The organism is Rhizobium sp. C104, assembly GCF_022354505.1.
Classification (GTDB): Bacteria; Pseudomonadota; Alphaproteobacteria; order Rhizobiales; family Rhizobiaceae; genus Rhizobium; species Rhizobium redzepovicii.
The window spans coordinates 1,425,008-1,445,222 of sequence record NZ_CP092348.1 but is presented as its reverse complement, the minus strand read 5'-3'; the positions used below and the strand labels follow the sequence as shown (position 1 = coordinate 1,445,222).

At 62.3% G+C, this 20,215-nt stretch carries 14 protein-coding genes and 1 pseudogene; 12 read left to right on the top strand and 3 right to left on the bottom strand.

The features are described 5' to 3' along the window. The first annotated feature begins 20 nt into the window (after positions 1-20). The 9 genes from MF410_RS08255 (at position 21) to MF410_RS08215 (ending at position 10,993) form a co-directional block, all read left to right on the top strand. Positions 21-1,097 carry a BMP family ABC transporter substrate-binding protein gene (locus tag MF410_RS08255; RefSeq protein ID WP_097628930.1) on the top strand — a complete coding sequence of 359 codons (1,077 nt, stop codon included), beginning with the start codon at positions 21-23 and terminating at the stop codon, positions 1,095-1,097. A 141-nt stretch (positions 1,098-1,238) separates the two neighbouring features. Further along, positions 1,239-2,201, top strand: coding sequence for a galactofuranose ABC transporter, galactofuranose-binding protein YtfQ (gene ytfQ, locus MF410_RS08250; RefSeq protein ID WP_097628929.1), 963 nt, complete (start codon positions 1,239-1,241; stop codon positions 2,199-2,201). A gap of 186 nt (positions 2,202-2,387) precedes the next feature. Further along, a complete protein-coding gene (gene ytfR, locus MF410_RS08245) occupies positions 2,388-3,911 on the top strand; it encodes a galactofuranose ABC transporter, ATP-binding protein YtfR (RefSeq protein ID WP_097628928.1) in 1,524 nt (507 codons plus the stop codon). Continuing rightward, positions 3,908-4,921: an ABC transporter permease gene (locus MF410_RS08240; protein WP_097628927.1), complete on the top strand. Its 1,014-nt coding sequence runs from the start codon at positions 3,908-3,910 to the stop codon at positions 4,919-4,921. Before ytfR ends, MF410_RS08240 begins: the two co-directional genes overlap by 4 nt. Next, positions 4,918-5,886, top strand: coding sequence for a galactofuranose ABC transporter, permease protein YjfF (yjfF, locus tag MF410_RS08235; protein ID WP_097628926.1), 969 nt, complete (start codon positions 4,918-4,920; stop codon positions 5,884-5,886). The genes MF410_RS08240 and yjfF overlap by 4 nt, the downstream gene beginning before the upstream one ends. A gap of 15 nt (positions 5,887-5,901) precedes the next feature. Beyond that, positions 5,902-6,687, top strand: coding sequence for a FadR/GntR family transcriptional regulator (locus MF410_RS08230; RefSeq protein ID WP_097628925.1), 786 nt, complete (start codon positions 5,902-5,904; stop codon positions 6,685-6,687). Positions 6,688-6,852: 165 nt separating this feature from the next. Beyond that, complete coding sequence (glmU, locus tag MF410_RS08225; protein ID WP_131710890.1) at positions 6,853-8,214, top strand: bifunctional UDP-N-acetylglucosamine diphosphorylase/glucosamine-1-phosphate N-acetyltransferase GlmU; 1,362 nt, start codon at positions 6,853-6,855, stop codon at positions 8,212-8,214. 110 nt (positions 8,215-8,324) lie between these two features. After that, positions 8,325-10,151, top strand: a complete 1,827-nt coding sequence (glmS, locus tag MF410_RS08220; RefSeq protein ID WP_097628923.1) for a glutamine--fructose-6-phosphate transaminase (isomerizing) — start codon at positions 8,325-8,327, stop codon at positions 10,149-10,151. Between the two features lie 134 nt (positions 10,152-10,285). Beyond that, complete coding sequence (locus MF410_RS08215) at positions 10,286-10,993, top strand: DUF502 domain-containing protein (RefSeq protein ID WP_097628922.1); 708 nt, start codon at positions 10,286-10,288, stop codon at positions 10,991-10,993. 80 nt (positions 10,994-11,073) lie between these two features. Here MF410_RS08215 and recG read toward each other — a convergent pair whose 3' ends face one another. After that, the gene (gene recG, locus MF410_RS08210) at positions 11,074-13,179 is read right to left on the bottom strand and encodes an ATP-dependent DNA helicase RecG (RefSeq protein WP_097628921.1); all 2,106 of its coding nucleotides are present in this window, start codon (positions 13,177-13,179) and stop codon (positions 11,074-11,076) included. 92 nt (positions 13,180-13,271) lie between these two features. Here recG and MF410_RS08205 point away from each other — a divergent pair, with 92 nt between their 5' ends. The 3 genes from MF410_RS08205 to MF410_RS08195 are packed head-to-tail and all read left to right on the top strand — an operon-like array spanning position 13,272 to position 17,561. Continuing rightward, positions 13,272-13,577 (top strand): succinate dehydrogenase assembly factor 2, encoded by a 306-nt coding sequence (locus MF410_RS08205; RefSeq protein WP_049735505.1) that lies wholly within the window; start codon positions 13,272-13,274, stop codon positions 13,575-13,577. Then, positions 13,574-17,077 (top strand): transcription-repair coupling factor, encoded by a 3,504-nt coding sequence (mfd, locus tag MF410_RS08200; protein WP_097628919.1) that lies wholly within the window; start codon positions 13,574-13,576, stop codon positions 17,075-17,077. The genes MF410_RS08205 and mfd overlap by 4 nt, the downstream gene beginning before the upstream one ends. A gap of 16 nt (positions 17,078-17,093) precedes the next feature. After that, complete coding sequence (locus MF410_RS08195; RefSeq protein ID WP_097628918.1) at positions 17,094-17,561, top strand: OsmC family protein; 468 nt, start codon at positions 17,094-17,096, stop codon at positions 17,559-17,561. Between the two features lie 29 nt (positions 17,562-17,590). On the opposite strand, the gene MF410_RS08190 is transcribed toward MF410_RS08195, so the two are convergent. Then, the gene (locus MF410_RS08190; RefSeq protein ID WP_097628917.1) at positions 17,591-18,262 is read right to left on the bottom strand and encodes a DsbA family oxidoreductase; all 672 of its coding nucleotides are present in this window, start codon (positions 18,260-18,262) and stop codon (positions 17,591-17,593) included. A gap of 64 nt (positions 18,263-18,326) precedes the next feature. After that, a pseudogene (locus MF410_RS08185) lies at positions 18,327-20,130 on the bottom strand (extracellular solute-binding protein). Positions 20,131-20,215: the final 85 nt, after the last annotated feature.

The window sequence follows — 20,215 nt, the reverse complement described above, 5'->3', positions numbered from 1 at the left end:
TCAAACCAACAGGGGTTACCATGAAGAAATACGCATTCGCACTCGCCGCCTCGGCTGCCGCCGTGATCGGCATCTCGTCGGCCGCTCAGGCTGCTGATAAGACGAAGGTCTGCTTCGTCTATGTCGGTTCGCACACCGATGGCGGTTATTCGCAGGCGCATGATCTCGGCCGCCAGCAGGTCCAGGCCGAATTCGGCGACAAGATCGACACGCCTTACCTCGAAAACGTGCCGGAAGGCCCGGATGCCGAGCGCGCCATCGAGCGTCTTGCCCGTTCCGGCTGCAAGCTGATCTTCACGACGTCCTTCGGCTTCATGGATGCGACGGTCAAGGTTGCCGCCAAGTTCCCCGACGTCAAGTTCGAGCACGGCACCGGGTACAAATCCGGCCCCAATCTCGCCACCTACAATTCGCGCTTCTATGAAGGCCGCTATATCCTCGGCCAGATCGCCGCTAAGACCTCGAAGAATCACGCCGCCGCCTACATCGCCTCCTTCCCGATTCCGGAAGTGGTGATGGGCATCAACTCCTTCGAGCAGGGCGCCAAGTCGGTCGATCCGAGCTTCAAGCTGAAGGTCATCTGGGTCAACACCTGGTTCGACCCCGGCAAGGAAGCCGATGCCGCCAAGGCGATGGTCGACCAGGGCGTCGACGTGCTGACCCAGCACACGGATACGACCGCGCCGATGCAGGTTGCCGAAGAACGCGGCATCCACGCCTTCGGTCAGGCATCCGACATGATCGCGGCAGGCCCCAAGGCGCAGCTGACGGCGATCGTCGATACCTGGGGCACCTACTACTCCAAGCGCGTCCACGCGCTTCTGGACGGCACCTGGAAGTCCGAGCAGAGCTGGGACGGCCTGAAGGACGGAATCCTGAAGATGGCGCCCTATACCAACATGCCTGACGATGTGAAGAAGATGGCCGAGGAAACCGAAGCCAAGATCAAGTCGGGTGAGCTGCATCCCTTCACCGGCCCGATCAACAAGCAGGACGGCACGCCCTGGCTGAAGGCCGGCGAGAAGGCCGATGACGGCACGCTGCTCGGCATGAATTTCTATGTCGAAGGCGTCGACGACAAGCTACCGGCGCAATAAGCAGTCTTCAATTCGCACGTGCGAAGGGCGCCCCTTGTGGGCGCTCTTTTTGCTGCGCTGCATGCAAAGATTCCGATTTACAAAAGTAATACTATATGATTTTTTGACCGTGCGCCGCGAGACGCGGCTTGGGAGGAAATCATGAAATTGAAGACTGCACTTTTGAGTGCCACGATTCTTGCTACCTGCATGTTTGGTTCGGCTTCGGCCGGCGGATTGACCGTCGGCTTCTCGCAGATCGGCTCGGAATCGGGCTGGCGCGCGGCTGAAACGACCGTAACCAAGGAGCAGGCCAAGAAGCGCGGCATCGATCTGAAGTTTGCCGATGCACAGCAGAAGCAGGAAAATCAGATCAAGGCTCTGCGCTCCTTCATTGCTCAGGGCGTCGATGCCATTCTCATTGCTCCGGTCGTCGAAACCGGCTGGGATGACGTTCTGAAGGAAGCCAAGGAAGCCAAGATTCCGGTCATCCTGCTCGACCGCACCATCAAGGCTCCTGATGATCTCTACCTGACGGCTGTCACTTCGGACCTGGTCCACGAAGGCAAGGTCGCCGGTGACTTCCTGGTCAAGACCGTCGGCGACAAGAAGTGCAACGTCGTCGAGCTGCAGGGCACGACCGGTTCGTCGCCGGCCATCGCCCGCAAGAAGGGCTTCGAAGAAGCTCTCGCCGGCCACGACAACCTCAAGATCGTTCGCAGCCAGACCGGTGACTTCACCCGCACCAAGGGCAAGGAAGTCATGGAAAGCTTCCTGAAGGCCGAAAATGGCGGCAAGGACATCTGCGCTCTCTACGCCCATAACGACGACATGGCCGTCGGCGCCATCCAGGCGATCAAGGAAGCCGGCCTGAAGCCCGGCAAGGATATCCTCGTCGTCTCGATCGACGCCGTGCCGGATATCTTCAAGGCCATGTCCGAAGGCGAGTCCAATGCCACGGTCGAGCTGACGCCTAATATGGCAGGTCCGGCCTTCGATGCGCTCGATGCCTACCTGAAGGACAAGAAGGCTCCGCCGAAGTGGATCCAGACCGAATCCAAGCTCTACACGCCCGCCGACGAGCCGATGAAGGTCTACGAAGAGAAGAAGGGTCAGGGCTACTGATCTGATTTGACGCCGCTGCATAATCCTCAAATCGGGATCGATTTGAGGGTAGAATGATGCAGCATTCAAGCGCTGTAGAACCGCACCGGCCCATCATGGACCGGTGCGGAACTGCCTTGCCGCCTTGGGACGTCATGTCCGGCCGCGGCGCGGCTTTTGCCGTCAATATCAGGAAAACAGACCCTTATGATTCACGATTTCGAGAACGTTCTCGCGGCTTCCGGAATATCGAAATTCTTTCCCGGCGCAGTGGCGTTGGACAAGGTCGATTTCACGCTGCGCAAGGGCGAGGTGCACGCGCTGCTGGGCGAGAACGGTGCCGGCAAATCGACACTGATCAAATGCATCACCGGCGCTTATCATCGTGACGAGGGCAGCCTGACCCTCGACGGCCAGGAAATCAATCCGGCTAATACGCTCGCCGCCCAGAAGCTCGGCATCGGCACGGTTTACCAGGAGGTCAACCTGCTGGCCAATCTGAGCGTCGCCGAAAATCTCTTTCTCGGACGCCAGCCAAGGCGTTTCGGCATGACCGACGTGCGCGCGATGAACCGCAAGGCGCGCGATCTGCTCACCGGCTACGGCATCGATATCGACGTCACCGCCGAGCTTGGCCGCTTCTCCGTCGCCGTCCAGCAGGTGGTCGCCATCGCCCGCGCCGTTGATCTTTCCGGCAAGGTGCTGATCCTGGATGAGCCCACCGCCAGCCTCGACAACCAGGAAGTGGCGCTGCTCTTTCGCATCATCGAGGACCTGAAGAAGCGCGGTCTGGGCATCGTCTTCATCACCCATTTTCTCGAACAGGTCTATGCGATCAGCGACCGGATCACCGTGCTGCGCAACGGCAAGCTCGTCGGCACCCGCGACGTCGCCGATCTGCCGCGCCAGGGCCTGATCGCCATGATGCTCGGCCGTGAATTGGCGCATGTCGAGGAGACGGTACGGGAGCACAGCCTTGCGGCCGGCGAGGTCCGCTATCGTTTTGCCGGCTACGGCAAACGCGGCAAGGTCAAGCCCTTCGATCTTGATGTGCGCGCCGGCGAGGTGGTCGGTGTTGCCGGTCTGCTCGGCTCCGGCCGCACGGAAACCGCCGAGCTTCTCTTCGGCATCGAGCATGCCGACAGCGGCAGCGCCACGATCGACGGGCAGCCGGTGACGCTTTCCAGCCCGCGATCGGCCATCGAAAAAGGTTTCGGCTTCTGCCCCGAGGACCGCAAGACCGATGGCATCATCGGCGACCTGTCGATCCGGGAGAACATTGCCTTGGCGCTGCAGGCGCGCCGCGGCTGGACCCGGCCGCTGTCGCGCGCCGAGCAGAATGCGCTTGCCGACCGCTACATCAAGGCGCTTGATATCCGCACCACCGATCGCGAAAAGCCGATCCGGCTCCTCTCCGGCGGCAATCAGCAGAAGGCGATCCTGGCCCGCTGGCTGGCGACCAATCCGGAGTTTCTGATCCTCGACGAGCCGACCCGCGGCATCGATGTCGGCGCCCATGCCGAGATCATCAAGCTCATTGAGCAACTCTGCGCCGAAGGCATGTCGCTGATCGTGATTTCCTCGGAACTTGAAGAGCTTGTCGCCTATAGTTCACGTGTCATTGTCCTTCGCGACAGGCAGCATATCGCCGAACTCACCGGCGAACGTATCACCGCGGCGGGCATTGTCGAAGCCATTGCCGCCGCCGAACATAAGAAGGAGGATGCATGAGGTCCTCGCTGAAGGCGCTGGCTTATCGCCTGGCGCCGCAATTGATCGCGCTCGTTGTCATTCTTTTGTTGAATTTCATCACGTCGCCGCAGTTTTTTAATGTGGTTGTTCAGAACGACCGGCTTTACGGCAGCCTGATCGATGTGCTCAATCGCGGCGCGCCGGTGGCGTTGCTGGCGATCGGCATGACGCTGGTCATTGCCACCAAGGGCATTGACCTGTCCGTCGGCGCCGTCATCGCCATCTGCGGCGCCGTCGCCGCCTCGTCAATTGTCACCGGAAATTCAGTGGCCTACACCATTGTCCTGACGCTGGCGATCGGCATTGCCTGCGGCGTCTGGAATGGTTTCCTGGTGGCGGTCCTCAATATCCAGCCGATCATCGCTACGCTGGTGCTGATGGTCGCCGGCCGCGGCATCGCCCAGCTCATCACCGAAGGCGCGATCCTCACCTTCAACGATGACGGGCTGACCTTCTTCGGTAGCGGTTCCTTGGCGCTCCTGCCGATGCCTGTGGTCATCTGGCTGCTCGTCGCTTTGCTCGTCATCCTGCTCGTCCGCCGCACGGCGCTCGGCATGCTGATCGAGGCCGTCGGCATCAATCGCCGCGCCAGCACGCTCTCCGGCATCCAGACGCCGGTCCTGCTGATGGCCGTCTACATGCTGAGCGGTCTCTGCGCCTCGATCGCCGGCATCATCGTCGCCGCCGACATCAAGGGGGCCGATGCCAACAATGCCGGCCTCTGGCTGGAACTCGACGCCATCCTCGCCGTCGTCGTCGGTGGCAATTCGCTGCTCGGCGGGCGCTTCAGCATCCTCGGATCGCTGATCGGCGCGATGATCATCCAGGCGGTGAATACCGGCATCCTGTCCTCCGGCTTCCCGCCCGAATTCAACCTGATCATCAAGGCCGTCATCATTATCGTCATCCTCGTCATCCAGTCGCCGGCGGTGCAGTCGCTCGCCATCTTCGCCAGCCGCCGGCAGGGCGGAAGGGAGCAGTCGAAATGAACTCCAAATACCTGCCGCTGCTGGCGACCATCGTCATCTTCGTGCTCGCTTATGCCGGTTGCACGCTGCAATATCCGAACATGCTGTCGACCCGCGTCATCGGCAATCTTCTGACCGACAACGCCTTCCTCGGCATCGCCGCCGTCGGCATGACCTTCGTCATCATCTCCGGCGGCATCGATCTGTCGATCGGATCGATCATCGCCTTCACCGGCGTCTTCCTCGCGGTGATCCTGCAGAAGACCTCGATCCATCCGCTGCTGGCCTTCGCGCTGGTGCTGGTCATCACCACCGCCTTTGGCGCGGTCATGGGCGCAATCATCCACTATCTCGAAATGCCGGCCTTCATCGTCACGCTCGCCGGCATGTTCCTGGCGCGCGGCATGGCCTTCGTGCTCTCGATCGACAGCATCCCGATCGACCACGAATATTATTCGACGCTGACGAGCCTCTATTGGCGCCTGCCCGGCGGCGGCCGGCTGACGCTGATCGGCGCCATCATGCTTCTGGTCTTTGCCGTCGGCATTTTCATCGCCCAGCGCACCCGCTTCGGCACCAATGTCTATGCGCTCGGCGGCGGCCCGCAGACGGCCCGGTTGATGGGCGTGCCTGTGGGACGCACGACAATCCAGATTTATGCGCTGTCGGGCTTTCTAGCAGGCCTTTCCGGGATCGTTTTTTCGCTGTACACCTCTGCCGGATATTCTCTTGCAGCAGTCGGTGTCGAACTCGATGCCATCGCGGCGGTCGTCATTGGGGGGACGCTGCTGACCGGAGGAGCGGGATTCGTGGCGGGAACCTTCATCGGTATCCTGATCCAGGGGCTCATTCAGACCTACATCACCTTCGACGGCACTCTGTCGAGCTGGTGGACCAAGATTCTGATTGGCCTTTTGCTGTTTGCATTCATCCTGATGCAGAAAGCCATCCTGTTCGTTTCCAGTCTGAACAAGAGGTACGCCTGAGGGGAGAGGGATCGCTTGCGCAACAAATTGGACGAGACCCGTAAGACGGGGCGCAGAACCCGGACGAGCCACGCACAGGTGGTCGACGAACTCGGCAAGGAAATCGTCGCCGGCACCTATCCCGTCGGCACCATCCTGCCTGGCGACACCGAGCTGGCGCAGCGCTTCAAGGTGTCCCGTACCGTCTTGCGCGAGACGATGAAGACGCTTGCCGCCAAGGGCATGGTCGTCGCCAAGGCGCGGGTCGGCACGCGTGTGACCGAAAAGAACTTCTGGAACATGTTCGACAGCGAGATCATCGCCTGGCACTTCGATAACGGCGTGACGGAAGAGTTTCTGCTGCAGCTCTACGATATTCGTCTCGCCATCGAACCCTTCGCCGCCGGTCTCGTTGCCGAACGGGCGAATGCCGAGGATATCGAGACGCTGCGCGCGCTGGCGCTCGAGATGGCGGCGAGCGGCCATACCGCCGACAGCCTCGCGCTCGCCGACCTTAACTTTCACCTGGCGCTCGCCGAGGCCTCGCACAATCCCTTCATGCGCACCTTGGGCAGCCTCATCGAAGCGGCCCTCGTCGGCATGTTCCGCATGAGCACGCCGCCATCCGAAAACGGCTTCGCCAATATCGCCGACACCCATATGCGTATCGTTGACGCGATCGTTTCCGGCGACAGCCTTGCTGCGCGCCGCGCCATGGAACTCGTCATCCTGGACGGCCGCCATCATGTGCACGAGGCGTTCGCCGCCCGCGGTTCGGAGACAGTCATCGTGCCGATTTCAGCCGATATCTCACACCTGTAGAGGCTCTGCTCTGTTCCGCGCGCCCCGCGTCTTTTTCGGGGCGCAAAGCACGCCGCAAGACTTTCGATCCACAAAGCGCACTTCCCGAAAATCGATTCCGATTTCAGGAATTATGCAGTATGAGGCAACAAAGCCGCCTCATGGCGCGGATTCGCGGAGCAGATCATGGAACGTACTTGTCTTGCCGTCATCCTTGCCGCCGGTGACAGCACGCGGATGAAATCCTCGAAATCGAAGGTGCTGCATCCGGTCGCCGGACGGCCGATGATCGCCCATGTGGTCGAGGCGGTCGCCTCCGCCGGCATTTCCTCCGCTGCACTCGTCGTCGGCCGCGATGCCGAGGAAGTGGCAAAGGCAGCACACATTGGCGGCGTCGGAATTGAATCCTGCCTGCAGAAGGAGCGCCTCGGCACCGGCCATGCGGTGCTGGCGGCGCGCGAATCGATCGCCAAGGGCTATGACGATATTCTCGTCACCTATGGCGACGTGCCGCTGCAGACCGACGGGCCGTTGAAGGCCGCCCGCCAGGGCCTTGCCGAAGGCAGCGATATCGTCGTCATCGGATTCCACACCGATCGCCCCACAGGCTACGGCCGCCTGCTCGTCAAGGACGGCGAACTCATCGCCATCCGCGAGGAAAAGGACGCGACCGATGCTGAGCGCACGGTGACGTGGTGCAACAGCGGGCTGATGGCGATCAACGGCCGCAAGGCGCTCGATCTGCTCTCGCGCATCGGCAATGCCAATGCCAAGGGTGAATTCTATCTGACCGATCTCGTCGAAATCGCCCGTTCGCTCGGCGGCCGCGTCACCGCCGTCGACGCCCCTGAGATCGAGATGACCGGCTGCAACACCCGGGCTGAGCTTGCCGTCATCGAGCGGTTCTGGCAGGAGCGCCGCCGCCACGACATGATGCTGTCAGGCGTCACCATGATTGCGCCGGAAACGGTCTTTCTGTCCTACGACACCGTCATCGGCCAGGACGCGCTGATCGAGCCGAACGTGGTCTTCGGCCCCGGCGCTGTGATCGACGGCGGCGCCGTCATCCATGCCTTCTCGCATATAGAAGGCGCCCATGTCAGCCAAGGCGCGACCGTCGGCCCCTTCGCGCGGTTGCGGCCAGGTGCCGATCTCGCCAATGGTTCGAAGGTCGGCAATTTCTGTGAGGTCAAGAACGGCCGGATCGGCGACGGCGCCAAGGTCAACCATCTTACCTATATCGGCGACGCCGTTATCGGCGCCGGCAGCAATATCGGCGCCGGTACGATCACCTGCAATTATGACGGCGTCAACAAGGCCGAGACGGTGATCGGTGAAAACGCCTTCATTGGTTCCAACTCCTCGCTGGTCGCCCCGGTGACGATCGGCGACGGCGCCTATATCGCCTCCGGCAGCGTCATCACCGCCGACGTCCCGGCCGATGCGCTGGCGCTCGGCCGTGCCCGGCAGGAGATCAAGCCCGGTCGGGCCACACTGCTGCGCGAGCGCGCGCTCGCCATCAAGGCCGCGAAGAAGGCTAAGGCCTGAAGCCGCTTTGCGTAACCGGCGGAAATTGAAAGTGACCGCCGAGGTGATTGATAACTAAGCGGGAATCGTTAGGACTGGCCTCGATTGTCGGAGCCTTGTGGGGATATTGCATGTGCGGAATTGTGGGGATCGTCGGAACTCAGCCTGTTGCCGGGCGACTGGTCGATGCGCTGAAGCGTCTCGAATATCGCGGTTATGATTCCGCCGGTGTCGCCACCATCCATGAGGGGGTGATGGATCGCCGCCGCGCCGAGGGCAAGCTGTTCAATCTGGAAAAGCGCCTCGACGCCGAACCGCTGCCAGGCCTGGTCGGCATTGCCCACACGCGGTGGGCGACGCACGGCGTTCCCAATGAAACCAATGCCCATCCGCATTTTGTCGAAGGTGTCGCCGTTGTCCATAACGGCATCATCGAGAATTTCTCCGAACTGCGCGACGAACTGACCGCCGAAGGCGCGGTCTTCGAAACGCAGACCGACACCGAGGTCGTCGCCCAGCTGATGGCGAAATACCTGCGCGAGGGCCTGGAGCCGCGCGCCGCCATGCTGCAGATGCTGAACCGGCTGACCGGCGCCTATGCTCTCGCCGTCATGCTCAAGGCCGATCCTGGTACGATCATGGCCGCCCGTTCCGGCCCGCCGCTTGCCGTCGGTTATGGCCGCGGCGAGATGTTCCTCGGTTCGGATGCGATTGCGCTCTCGCCCTTTACCAACGAGATCACCTATTTGGTCGACGGCGACTGCGCCGTCATCACACGCGACAGCGTCGCCGTTATCGACTTCGCCGGAAAGCCGGTCAAGCGCTCTCGCCAGATCTCGCAGGCGACCGCCTATGTCGTCGACAAGGGCAACCACCGCCATTTCATGGAAAAGGAAATCTACGAGCAACCGGAGGTGATCTCCCATGCGCTCAGCCATTACGTCGATTTCGCCGAGAACACGATCGGCGCCAATGCCGCTGCGATCGATTTCAAGGCGGCGACCGGCTTGGCGATCTCGGCCTGCGGCACTGCCTATCTCGCCGGTCTCGTCGGCAAATACTGGTTCGAGCGTTATGCCCGCCTGCCTGTCGAGATCGACGTCGCCTCCGAATTCCGCTATCGCGAAATGCCGCTGTCGCCCTCGCAGGCAGCGCTCTTCATCTCCCAGTCCGGCGAGACCGCCGATACGCTGGCATCGCTGCGCTATTGCCGGGACAACGGCCTGAAGATCGGCGCCGTCGTCAATGTCCGCGAATCGACGATCGCTCGCGAATCCGACGCCGTTTTCCCGATCATGGCCGGACCTGAAATCGGCGTCGCCTCGACCAAGGCCTTCACCTGCCAGCTGGCCGTGCTGGCATCGCTGGCGATCGGCGCCGGCAAGGCCCGCGGCACGGTGAGCGCCGAGGAGGAGAGGGCGCTGGTGCGCCATCTCGCCGAAATGCCGCGCATCATGAGCCGAGTGCTGAACCTCATCCAGCCGCAGATGGAAAGCCTGTCGCGCGAGCTGTCGAAATGCAAGGACGTGCTTTATCTCGGCCGCGGCACCAGCTTCCCGCTCGCCATGGAAGGCGCGCTGAAGCTCAAGGAAATCTCCTATATTCACGCCGAAGGCTATGCCGCCGGCGAATTGAAGCACGGGCCGATCGCGCTGATCGACGAGAACATGCCTGTCATCGTCATTGCCCCCTTCGACCGTTTCTTCGAAAAGACCGTCTCGAACATGCAGGAGGTCGCAGCCCGCGGCGGCCGCATCATCTTCATAACCGACGAGGCCGGTGCGAGCGCCTCGAAACTGCCGACCATGGCGACGATCACCCTGCCTGTGGTCGACGAAATCATCGCACCGATGATCTTCTCGCTGCCGATCCAGCTGCTCGCCTATCACACCGCCGTCTTCATGGGCACGGATGTCGATCAGCCGCGCAATCTGGCGAAATCCGTGACCGTGGAATAAGCCCGCAACGACCTGATCTTCGCGCCGAAACATATTGTGCGACGCCCCGAATTCTGGCAGTTTTACCAGGCGGACAAGGGGGAAGGGCCGGCGTTCCGGCCTGTCCAGGACCGAGATGGAGTTCATCAGGCGAGATGACCGACAACACCCCCAGAATGCCGGTCGCGACCCGGCTGAGGAATAATTTTCTTGCAGGCCTGATTATCTGCGCGCCGATCGCGATTACCATCTGGCTGACCTGGACCTTCATCCACTGGTCGGATAGCTGGGTCAGGCCCTATATTCCGGCGCGCTGGAATCCGGAAAGCTACCTCAATTTCGCCATTCCCGGATTCGGCCTGCTGACCGCCGTCGTGCTGATCACCGTTGTCGGCTTCCTCGGCAAGAACCTCATCGGACAGAGCATCGTTCGTTTCGGCGAATCGGTCGTTCAGCGCATGCCGCTGGTGCGCACCGTCTACAGAAGCGTGAAGCAGATTTTCGAAACCGTGCTGAAGGAACAGGCGAACTCCTTCAAGAAGGTCGGCCTCATCGAATATCCCAGTCCCGGCCTCTGGGCGCTGGTCTTCATCGCCACCGACGCCAAGGGCGAGATCGCGTCGAAGTTCAACGACATGGGTCAGGATATGGTCGCCGTCTTCCTGCCGCCGACGCCGGTGCCGACGGCGGGTTTCCTGGTCTTCGTGCCCCGCGAAAAGATCGTCCTTCTCGACATGAGCCCGGAAGACGCCGCCAAGTTCCTGATCTCGGGCGGACTCGTCGCCCCCGAGCACAAGCCTTCCGAACCGAAGCAGAAGCATCTGCCGCGGCCGAAGCCCGTAGCGGTTTCCAAGGCGGATTGATGCATGTCGCCCAAAAGTGTTTGGCGGTTTTGGGATAACGACATGCATGGAAGGAAGATTAAAGTGCGCCGCGGCGCGCTTTATCCAGCTCTCAAGAACCGGATCGCCTCGTCGCGACGGAAGAGATAGAGCAGGGTGCGGATCGCCGTTCCTCTGTCGCCGGTGAGCTCCGGATCGCGCTCGATCAGATAGGCGGCATCCTTGCGGGCGATTTCCAGGAGGTCGGCATGCGCCTCGAGGCTGGCGATGCGAAAGCCCGGCGTGCCGGACTGGCGCGTGCCGAGCAGCTCGCCTTCACCGCGCAATTTCAAGTCTTCCTCGGCGATGCGAAAACCGTCTTCGGTCTCGCGCATGATCGAAAGCCTGGCGTGGCCGGTTTCGCCGAGCGGGCCCTTGTAGAGCAGGATGCAGGTCGAAGCCTCGTCGCCGCGCCCCACGCGGCCGCGCAACTGGTGCAATTGCGCCAGGCCGAAGCGCTCGGCATGTTCGATCACCATGATCGTCGCATCCGGCACGTCGACGCCGACCTCGACGACGGTGGTGGCGACCAGAAGCCGGGTCTCGCCGTTCTTGAACGCCATCATCGCCGCATCTTTTTCCGGCCCGCTCATCCGGCCATGGATGAGGCCGATATCGGGGCCGAGCGTGGCAACAAGTGTTGCATGCCGCTCCTCGGCCGACATCAGGTCGAGCTGCTCGGATTCCTCGACCAGCGGGCAGATCCAGTAGGCTTTCTTGCCCTCGGCAAGGGCACCCTGCAGCCGCCCGACGATTTCGCCTGTCCTTTCCATCGGCACGGTGATCGTCTGGATCGGCTTGCGGCCGGCCGGCTTCTCAGTGAGCTTGGAGACGTCCATGTCACCGAAAGCGGCAAGCACCAGCGTACGCGGGATCGGTGTCGCCGTCATCACCAGCATGTGCGGCGAGATGCCCTTGGCAGTCAATCTCAAGCGCTGATGCACGCCGAAACGGTGCTGCTCGTCGACGACGGCCAGCATCAGCTTGGCGTAAGCGACGCTGTCCTGGAACAGCGCATGCGTGCCGATGACGATCTGTGCGGCGCCCGAGGCAATGCGTTCGAGGATCTCCTCCCGTTCGCGCCCCTTGGTGCGGCCGGTCAGGACCTCGATGCCGAGGCCGGCGGAGGCAGCGAATTTCGAGATCGTCGCGTGGTGCTGCCGCGCCAGAATTTCGGTCGGCGCCATCAGCACGGCCTGGCCGCCGCTTTCGATCACCGCCGCCATCGCCATCAGCGCCACCAGCGTCTTGCCGGAACCGACATCACCTTGCAGCAGCCGCAGCATGCGCTCGGCGCCTGCCATGTCCTTCAAAACCTCGGCGATCGCCACGTTCTGGCTAGATGTGAGCGAGAAGGGCAGGGACTTCAGGATCTTGGCGCTGACTTTGCCCGTCGCCTGCACCGGCTGGCCCGCCACCTTGCGCAGCCTCTGGCGCACCAGGCTCAGCGATAGCTGGCCGGCGAGAAACTCGTCATAAGCAAGCCGCCGTCGTGCGGGGGCCTGCGGATCGATATCGGCGGGGTCGCGCGGCTCGTGCAGCATGTGGAAACTGTCGCGGATCGACGGCAGGCCTTGCTTCTGCGCCAGCGCCGGGTCGATCCATTCCGGCAGCTCGGGAAAACGCGGCAGGGCGGCATCGATGATCTTGCGCAATGTCTTCGGCGAGAGCCCTGCCGTGAGCGGATAGATCGGCTCGACCAGCGGCAGGTTCTCCGCCTCGTCAGCCCTGACGATGTAGTCCGGATGCACCATCGAGGCGCGGCCGTTGAACCAGTCGACCTTGCCGCTGACCGTCACCTCGGCATCGACAGGCAGCTGTTTTTCCAGCCAGGCTGCCTGGCCGCGGAAGAAGACCAGCGTCAATTCGCCGGTCTCGTCATGCAGAAAGACCCGGTAGGGCACATTGCTCTTGCCACGCTGCGGCACCTGGTGGCGATCGACGCGGGCGGTGATCGTGACGATCGCGCCCTGCGGCGCGCGGGCGATCCCCGGCTGATTGCGCCGGTCGATCAGCGAAAAGGGCGCATGGAAGAGGAGGTCGATGACCCGACAATCCTCCGCCGTCTCGCGCCCGAGCAGCTTGATCAGCAGCTCGGCGATCTTCGGGCCGACGCCAGGAAGGCCCGAAATGGGAGAAAACAAAGGATCGAGAATGGCGGGGCGCATGCGGCCAAAATGCGATGAACAATGCGGCCTTGGCAAGGCTGACAAGCCGCTTTCCAGGGTCTATAGAGGCGCATCAACAGGAAGGTAATGCCATGACAGGTGTCACGCTCACGAGTGCCGGTCTCGACCCGCGCCGCCGCCGGATCCTTTTCCGCTGCTGGCATCGCGGCATCCGCGAGATGGATCTGGTCTTCGGCCAGTTCGCCGAAGCCGAGATCGCGACGCTTTCGGAAGCCGAGCTCGACGAGTTCGAGACGATCATGGCTGAGGAAGACAATGACCTAGTCCGCTGGATCATGGGAACATGGCCTGTTCCCGAGCGTTTCCAGACACCGATCTTTGCCCGCCTTGCCGCCTATACGCCCGATTTCGACAAGCCCCTCAGGACGCCGGAATGATCCCTGGTTTTGATGCCAAGAAGCTTGCGGCCATTGCCGAGCCGCTGACGATCGGCAATGTGCCTGTCGGCCTCGAACCGCTGCTGCTGGCCGAACTCGCCCGGGCGGGAGAGCCGGTTGCCTATGTCATATCAGACGGCCACCGCATGGCCGATCTCGAGCAGATGCTGGGCTTCGTCGCCCCCGATATTCCGGTTCTCACCCTGCCGGCTTGGGACTGTCTGCCCTATGACCGCGTTTCGCCGAGCGCCGATACCTCGGCCCGCCGGCTTGCCGCACTCGGTGGCCTCATCGCCCATCGGAAGAAGCCGCATGCGGCGATCGTGCTCGTCACCGCCAATGCCATGCTGCAGAAGGTGGCGCCCCAGGATGTGATCGAAAGTCTGAGCTTTTCGGCCCGTCCCGGCAATCAGTTGCGCATGGACGATCTTGCCGGGCGCCTGGAGCGCAACGGCTTCGACCGCGTCGCAACCGTTCGCGAGGTCGGCGAATATGCCGTGCGCGGCGGCATTCTCGACGTCTTCGTGCCGGGTTCTGAAGAACCGGTCCGCCTCGATTTCTTCGGCGATACGCTGGAATCGATCCGCAGCTTCGATCCGGCCAGCCAGCGCACGACCGGCCAGGTGCGCTCCCTCGATCTCAATCCGATGAGCGAGGTGACGCTGACGCCGGATACGATCAGCCGCTTTCGCAAGAATTATCTCTCGGCTTTCGGCGCGACGACGCGAGACGACGCGCTCTATCTCGCCGTCTCCGAAGGCCGCCGTTATCCGGGCATGGAGCACTGGCTGCCGCTCTTCTACGAGAAGCTCGATACCGTCTTCGATTATCTCAGCGGCTTCCGTGTCGTCACTGACAACACGGTGCGTGAGGCAGCCGAGGAGCGCTCCAAGCTGGTTTTCGATTATTACGACGCCCGGCTGAATTCCGCTCAGCCGGCCAAGGGCCAGATGGCGCAGGGCACGCCGTACAAGCCGGTGACGCCGGGCCAGCTTTATCTCGACAGCAAGCTTTTCGCCAAAACCCTCGACGCGCTCGGCGCGATCCGCATCAGCCCCTTCAACGAAATCGAAGGCGAGGCGCGCCGCGTCGTCAATATCGAGGCCCGCCAAGGCCAGCGCTGGGCTCGCTCGAATGCCGAAGGCGGCGGCGATGCCGAGCGCATCAACATTTTCGACGTCGTCGTCAAACATATTGCCGACCGCCGCGCTGCCGGCGCGAAGGTGCTGGTCACCGCCTGGACTGAAGGCTCGCTGGAGCGCCTGCTGCAGGTGCTGAACGAACACGGCCTGGAAAAGGTCAAGCCGATCGAGGCGCTGAAGGATCTCGGTTCGCTGGCGAAAGGCGAGGCGGCCGCCGCGGTGCTCAATCTCGAATCCGGATTCGAGGCGGGCGATCTCGTCGTCATCGGCGAGCAGGATATTCTCGGCGACCGCATGGTGCGGCGCTCCAAGCGCCGCAAGCGCGCCGCCGATTTCATCGCCGAGGTTGCCGGCCTCGACGAGGGCTCGATCGTCGTCCACGCCGAACACGGTATCGGCCGCTTCATCGGGCTGAAGACCATCGAGGCCGCGGGCGCGCTGCATGCCTGCCTCGAACTGCAATATGCCGACGAGGCGAAACTCTTCCTGCCGGTCGAAAACATCGATCTTCTCTCGCGATACGGTGGCGAGGGTACCGAGGCGCAGCTCGACAAGCTCGGCGGCGGCGCCTGGCAGATGCGCAAGGCCAAGCTGAAGAAGCGCCTGCTCGACATGGCCGATGCGCTGATCCGCATCGCCGCCGAGCGGCTGACGCGCCACGCGCCTGTTCTGACGACGCCGGACGGCCTCTACGACGAATTTGCCGCCCGCTTCCCCTATGATGAGACCGAGGACCAGGACAACGCCATCGACGCCGTCCGCTCCGATCTCGGCGCCGGCCGGCCGATGGACCGTCTCGTCTGCGGCGACGTCGGCTTCGGCAAGACGGAAGTGGCGTTGCGCGCCGCCTTCGTCGCCGCGATGAACGGCGTCCAGGTTGCCATCGTCGTGCCGACGACACTACTCTCCCGCCAGCATTTCAAGACCTTTTCCGAGCGGTTCCGCGGCCTGCCGGTGCGCATCCAGCAGGCCTCACGCCTGGTTGGTGCCAAGGAGCTGGCGCTGACCAAGAAGGAAGTCGCCGAAGGCAAGACCGATATCGTCGTCGGCACGCATGCGCTGCTCGGCGCCGGCATCAAATTCGCCAATCTCGGCCTGCTCGTCATCGATGAGGAGCAGCATTTCGGCGTCAAGCACAAGGAGCGGCTGAAGGAGCTGAAGAGCGACGTGCATGTGCTGACACTGTCGGCGACGCCGATCCCGCGCACACTGCAGCTGGCCATGACCGGGGTGCGCGAATTGTCGCTGATCACCACACCGCCGGTCGACCGCATGGCGGTGCGCACCTTCATCTCGCCCTTCGACAGCCTGGTCATCCGCGAGACGCTGATGCGCGAGCACTATCGCGGCGGCCAGAGCTTCTATGTCTGCCCGCGGCTGGCCGATCTCGCCGATGTGCATGCCTTCCTGCAGTCCGACGTGCCGGAGCTGAAGGTCGCCGTCGCCCACGGCCAAATGCCGGCCGGCGAACTCGAAGACATCATGAACGCCTTCTATGAAGGCCGCTACGACGTGCTGTTGTCCACAACCATCGTCGAATCCGGCCTCGACGTGCCGACAGCCAACACGCTGATCGTCCACCGTGCCGATATGTTCGGTCTTGCCCAGCTCTATCAGCTGCGCGGCCGCGTCGGCCGCTCGAAGGTGCGCGCTTTCGCGCTCTTTACCCTGCCTGTGAATAAGGTGCTGACGGCGACGGCAGACCGGCGGCTGAAAGTGCTGCAGTCGTTGGATACACTCGGTGCTGGTTTCCAGCTCGCCAGCCACGATCTCGATATCCGCGGCGCCGGCAACCTGCTCGGCGAGGAGCAGTCCGGCCACATCAAGGAGGTCGGCTTCGAACTCTACCAGCAGATGCTGGAAGAGGCGGTCGCCGAGGTCAAGGGTGTCGACGAGATCCACGACACCGGCTGGTCGCCGCAAATCTCCGTCGGCACGACCGTGATGATCCCTGAGGGCTACGTCCCCGACCTGCATCTGCGCATGGCGCTTTACCGCCGCCTCGGCGAAATCACCGAACTCAAGGAAATCGACGGCTTCGGCGCCGAGATGATCGACCGTTTCGGCCCGATGCCGATCGAGGTCCAGCATCTCCTGAAGATCGTTTACATCAAGTCCCTCTGCCGCACCGCCAATGTCGAAAAGCTCGATGCCGGCCCGAAGGGCGTCGTCGTGCAGTTCCGCAACAAGGAATTCCCCAACCCGGCCAACCTTGTCGGCTATATCGGCAAGCAGGGCGCCATGGCGAAGATCCGCCCCGACCACAGCCTGTTCCTGACTCGCGACCTGCCGACCCCGGAAAAGCGCTTGCAGGGCGCTGCTGTTATCATGACGCAGCTGGCCGAGATGGCGAAATAAACAAAGGGAGACTGAGATGGCGACATACGGCGCGACGATCGCCTGGCAGCGCAACGGCGAGACCTTCACCGACAATCGCTACAGCCGTGCCCATCGCTGGACCTTCGACGGCGGCATTGAGCTGCGTGCATCCTCGTCGGCCCACGTCGTTCCGCTGCCTTATTCGGCCGAGGACGCCGTCGATCCGGAGGAGGCGTTCGTCGCCTCGCTCTCCAGCTGCCACATGCTCTGGTTCCTGTCGATCGCCGCAAAACGGCGCTTCTGCGTCGACAGCTACACCGACGCCGCCGAGGGCGTCATGGAAAAGAATGGCGAAGGCCGCCTTGCCATGACCGTGGTGACGTTGAAGCCGCATGTCGTCTTCAGCGGCGAGAGACAGCCCTCGTTAAGCGAACTCGAAAACCTGCACCATCACGCCCACGATGAATGTTTCATCGCCAATTCGGTGACGACTGAGGTGCGTTGCGTTCCGGTTCTGGGGTAAAGCGGGACCATTTCAGGCCATGCCGCCGGTCAGTTGAGTCCCGATCGCGCCTCGGCCTTTGCCTTGGCGATATCGCGCAGCGCATTCGCCAGCACATCGGGTGTCTGCGCGCCGCTGACGGCATATTGCTGGTCGAAGATGAAGAACGGCACGCCGTTGACGCCCATCTCCTGCGCCGCCTTGATCTCGGCGACGATCAAATCGCGATCGGCATCGGAGGCAAGCAGCGAGGCGATGACCGAGCGGTCGAGGCCGGCCTTTTCCGCGATGTCGAGCAGCACCGCGTGGTCGCCGACATTGCGGCCATCCTCGAAATTCGCCTTGAACAGGGCGTCAACCACCTTGTCCTGCTTCTCGCGTCCTTCGATCATCGCCCAGTGGATCAGCCGATGCGCATCGAGCGTGTTCGGGCCGATATTGATCGCCTCGAAATCGAAGGCGATTCCGACCTCGCGGCCCAAATCGGTCAGCATCTTGTGTGCCTGCGCCACGCGCTCCTCGCCGCCAAGCTTCTCAGCCAGCGCCTTCTTTTGGTCGACGCCCTCTTTGGGATAGTCGGGATTGAGCCGATACGGCCGCCAGTTGATGTCGACGCCGATTTCGTCCTGCACCTCGGCGATGGCGAGTTCCAGCCGCGCCTTGCCGAGATAGCACCAGGGGCAGACGACATCCGAGACGACGTCGATGGTGATACGCTCCATGATGATTTTCCTTATTTTGTGCGTCTCCGAAGGGAGACATAAAGGCCGGGTGGTTCGGCTGCATCTACTGCGCGCTTGTATCCCACCATACAGGCAGCTGATAGCCATTGAGCGGCACGCTGTCGGGACGGCCGATGCGCTTGCTATGGGCCACCCATTGCTGGTCGATATGGTAGAGCGGCAGCACGTAGTGGCCGGAAAGTAGCAGCCGATCGTAGGAGCGCACCGCCGCGGTGAAATCCTCAGCCGAGCGCGCCCTGAGCAGGTGGTCGATCAGCGTGTCGATGTCGGGATCATTGGCGCCGGCAAAGCTGTCCGTACCCTCGCGCGTGCGCGCAGCCGAAGACCAGCGGCCGAGCTGTTCGTTTCCGGGCGACAGCGACGAGGTGTAGGACTTCATGATCATATCGTAGTCGAAACTGTTCGTTCGGCTCTGATACTGCGAATCGTCGACGGTGCGGATCGAAGCGGCGATGCCGATTGTCTGCAGCGAACGCTGATAGGCGATGGCGAGTTTCTCCTGATCGGCATTCTGCGTCATGATCTCGAAGGCGAGCTGGCGGCCGGAGGCATCCAGCATTTTGCCGCCCTGGATCGTATAACCGCCCTGTTTCAACAACCCGACGGCTTGCTTCAGCACATCGCGGTCGCGGCCGGAACCGTCGGTGACCGGCAGCTTGTAGGTGCCATCGAGAATCGCGGGTGCGATTTTGTCCTTGATCGGTCCGAGCAGCGCGAGCTCGGCCGCATTGGCGGAAACGCCGAAACTCGAAAGCTCGGAATTCTGCCAGAAACTCTGCGTGCGTTTATAGGCGCCGGAATAAAGATTTCTTGTTTGCCCATTCGAAATCGAACACCAGCGACAGGCCCTCGCGCACCTTGGGATCGGCAAATATCTGCCGGCGCGTGTTGAACACGAAGCCGAGCATGCCGCTCGGAAGTTTCGGCGTGAATACGTCCTTGACGACGGCGCCAGAAGTGACCGCGGGGAAATTATAGGCGTTGGCCCAATGGCCGGGATTGCCGTCGGGATAGACGTCGACATCGCCCTTCTTGAAGGCCTCGAACAGCGTCGTGTCCTGCAGGAAATACTGGACGGTGATCTGATCGTAATTGTCGGTGCCGACCTTGGAGGGAATGTCCTTGCCCCAGTAATTCGGGTCGCGCTCATAGGTGATGCTCTCACCTGGTTTGACCGTCTTCACCTTGTAGGGACCGGAGCCCACCGGCGGTGTCAGCGACGAACGGTCGAAGGTTTCCGGATCGATCGCATGTTTCGGCAGCACCGGGAAAAGACCGAAAATCAGTGGCGTCTCGCGGTCGGCCTTGTCATTGAAGGTGAATCGCACGCTGTTTTCGCCGACCTTTTCCATCTTGGCGACGACGTTGAGGCGGTTGGCGAAGGGCACGCGGCCCTTGTCGCGCATCAGTTCAAAGGTGAACATCACGTCCTCAGGCGTCACCGGCTGGCCATCGGCCCATTTCGCCTTCGGATTGAGGTTGAACTGGATGAAACTCCTGTCCTCGTCCCATTCCACAGTCTCGGCCAGCAGGCCGTAGAGCGTGAAAGGCTCGTCCCTGGAGCGCTGCATCAGCGATTCGTAGACGAGATTGCCATATTCCGGATCCCACATGCCACGCGCCGTCGTGCGCATGCTTTTCAGGATGAACGGGTTAAGGCTGTCGAACGTGCCGACGACGCCATAGGTGATCTTGCCGCCCTTCTTCACGTCGGGATTGACGTAAGGGAAGTGTTTGTAATCAGCCGGCAAGGCCGGTTCGCCATGCATCGCGATGCCATGCAGCGGCTCGGCGGCAACAGCGCCGCACAGCAGCGAGAGGACGAAGGGGACGACGATCCGGAGCATTCGGCAATCCTTGCGGCCACGAAAACGGGCATGATTCACCGCGGAGATTATCATGGGGTCGAGCGATTCCAACACGAAGCGGCGA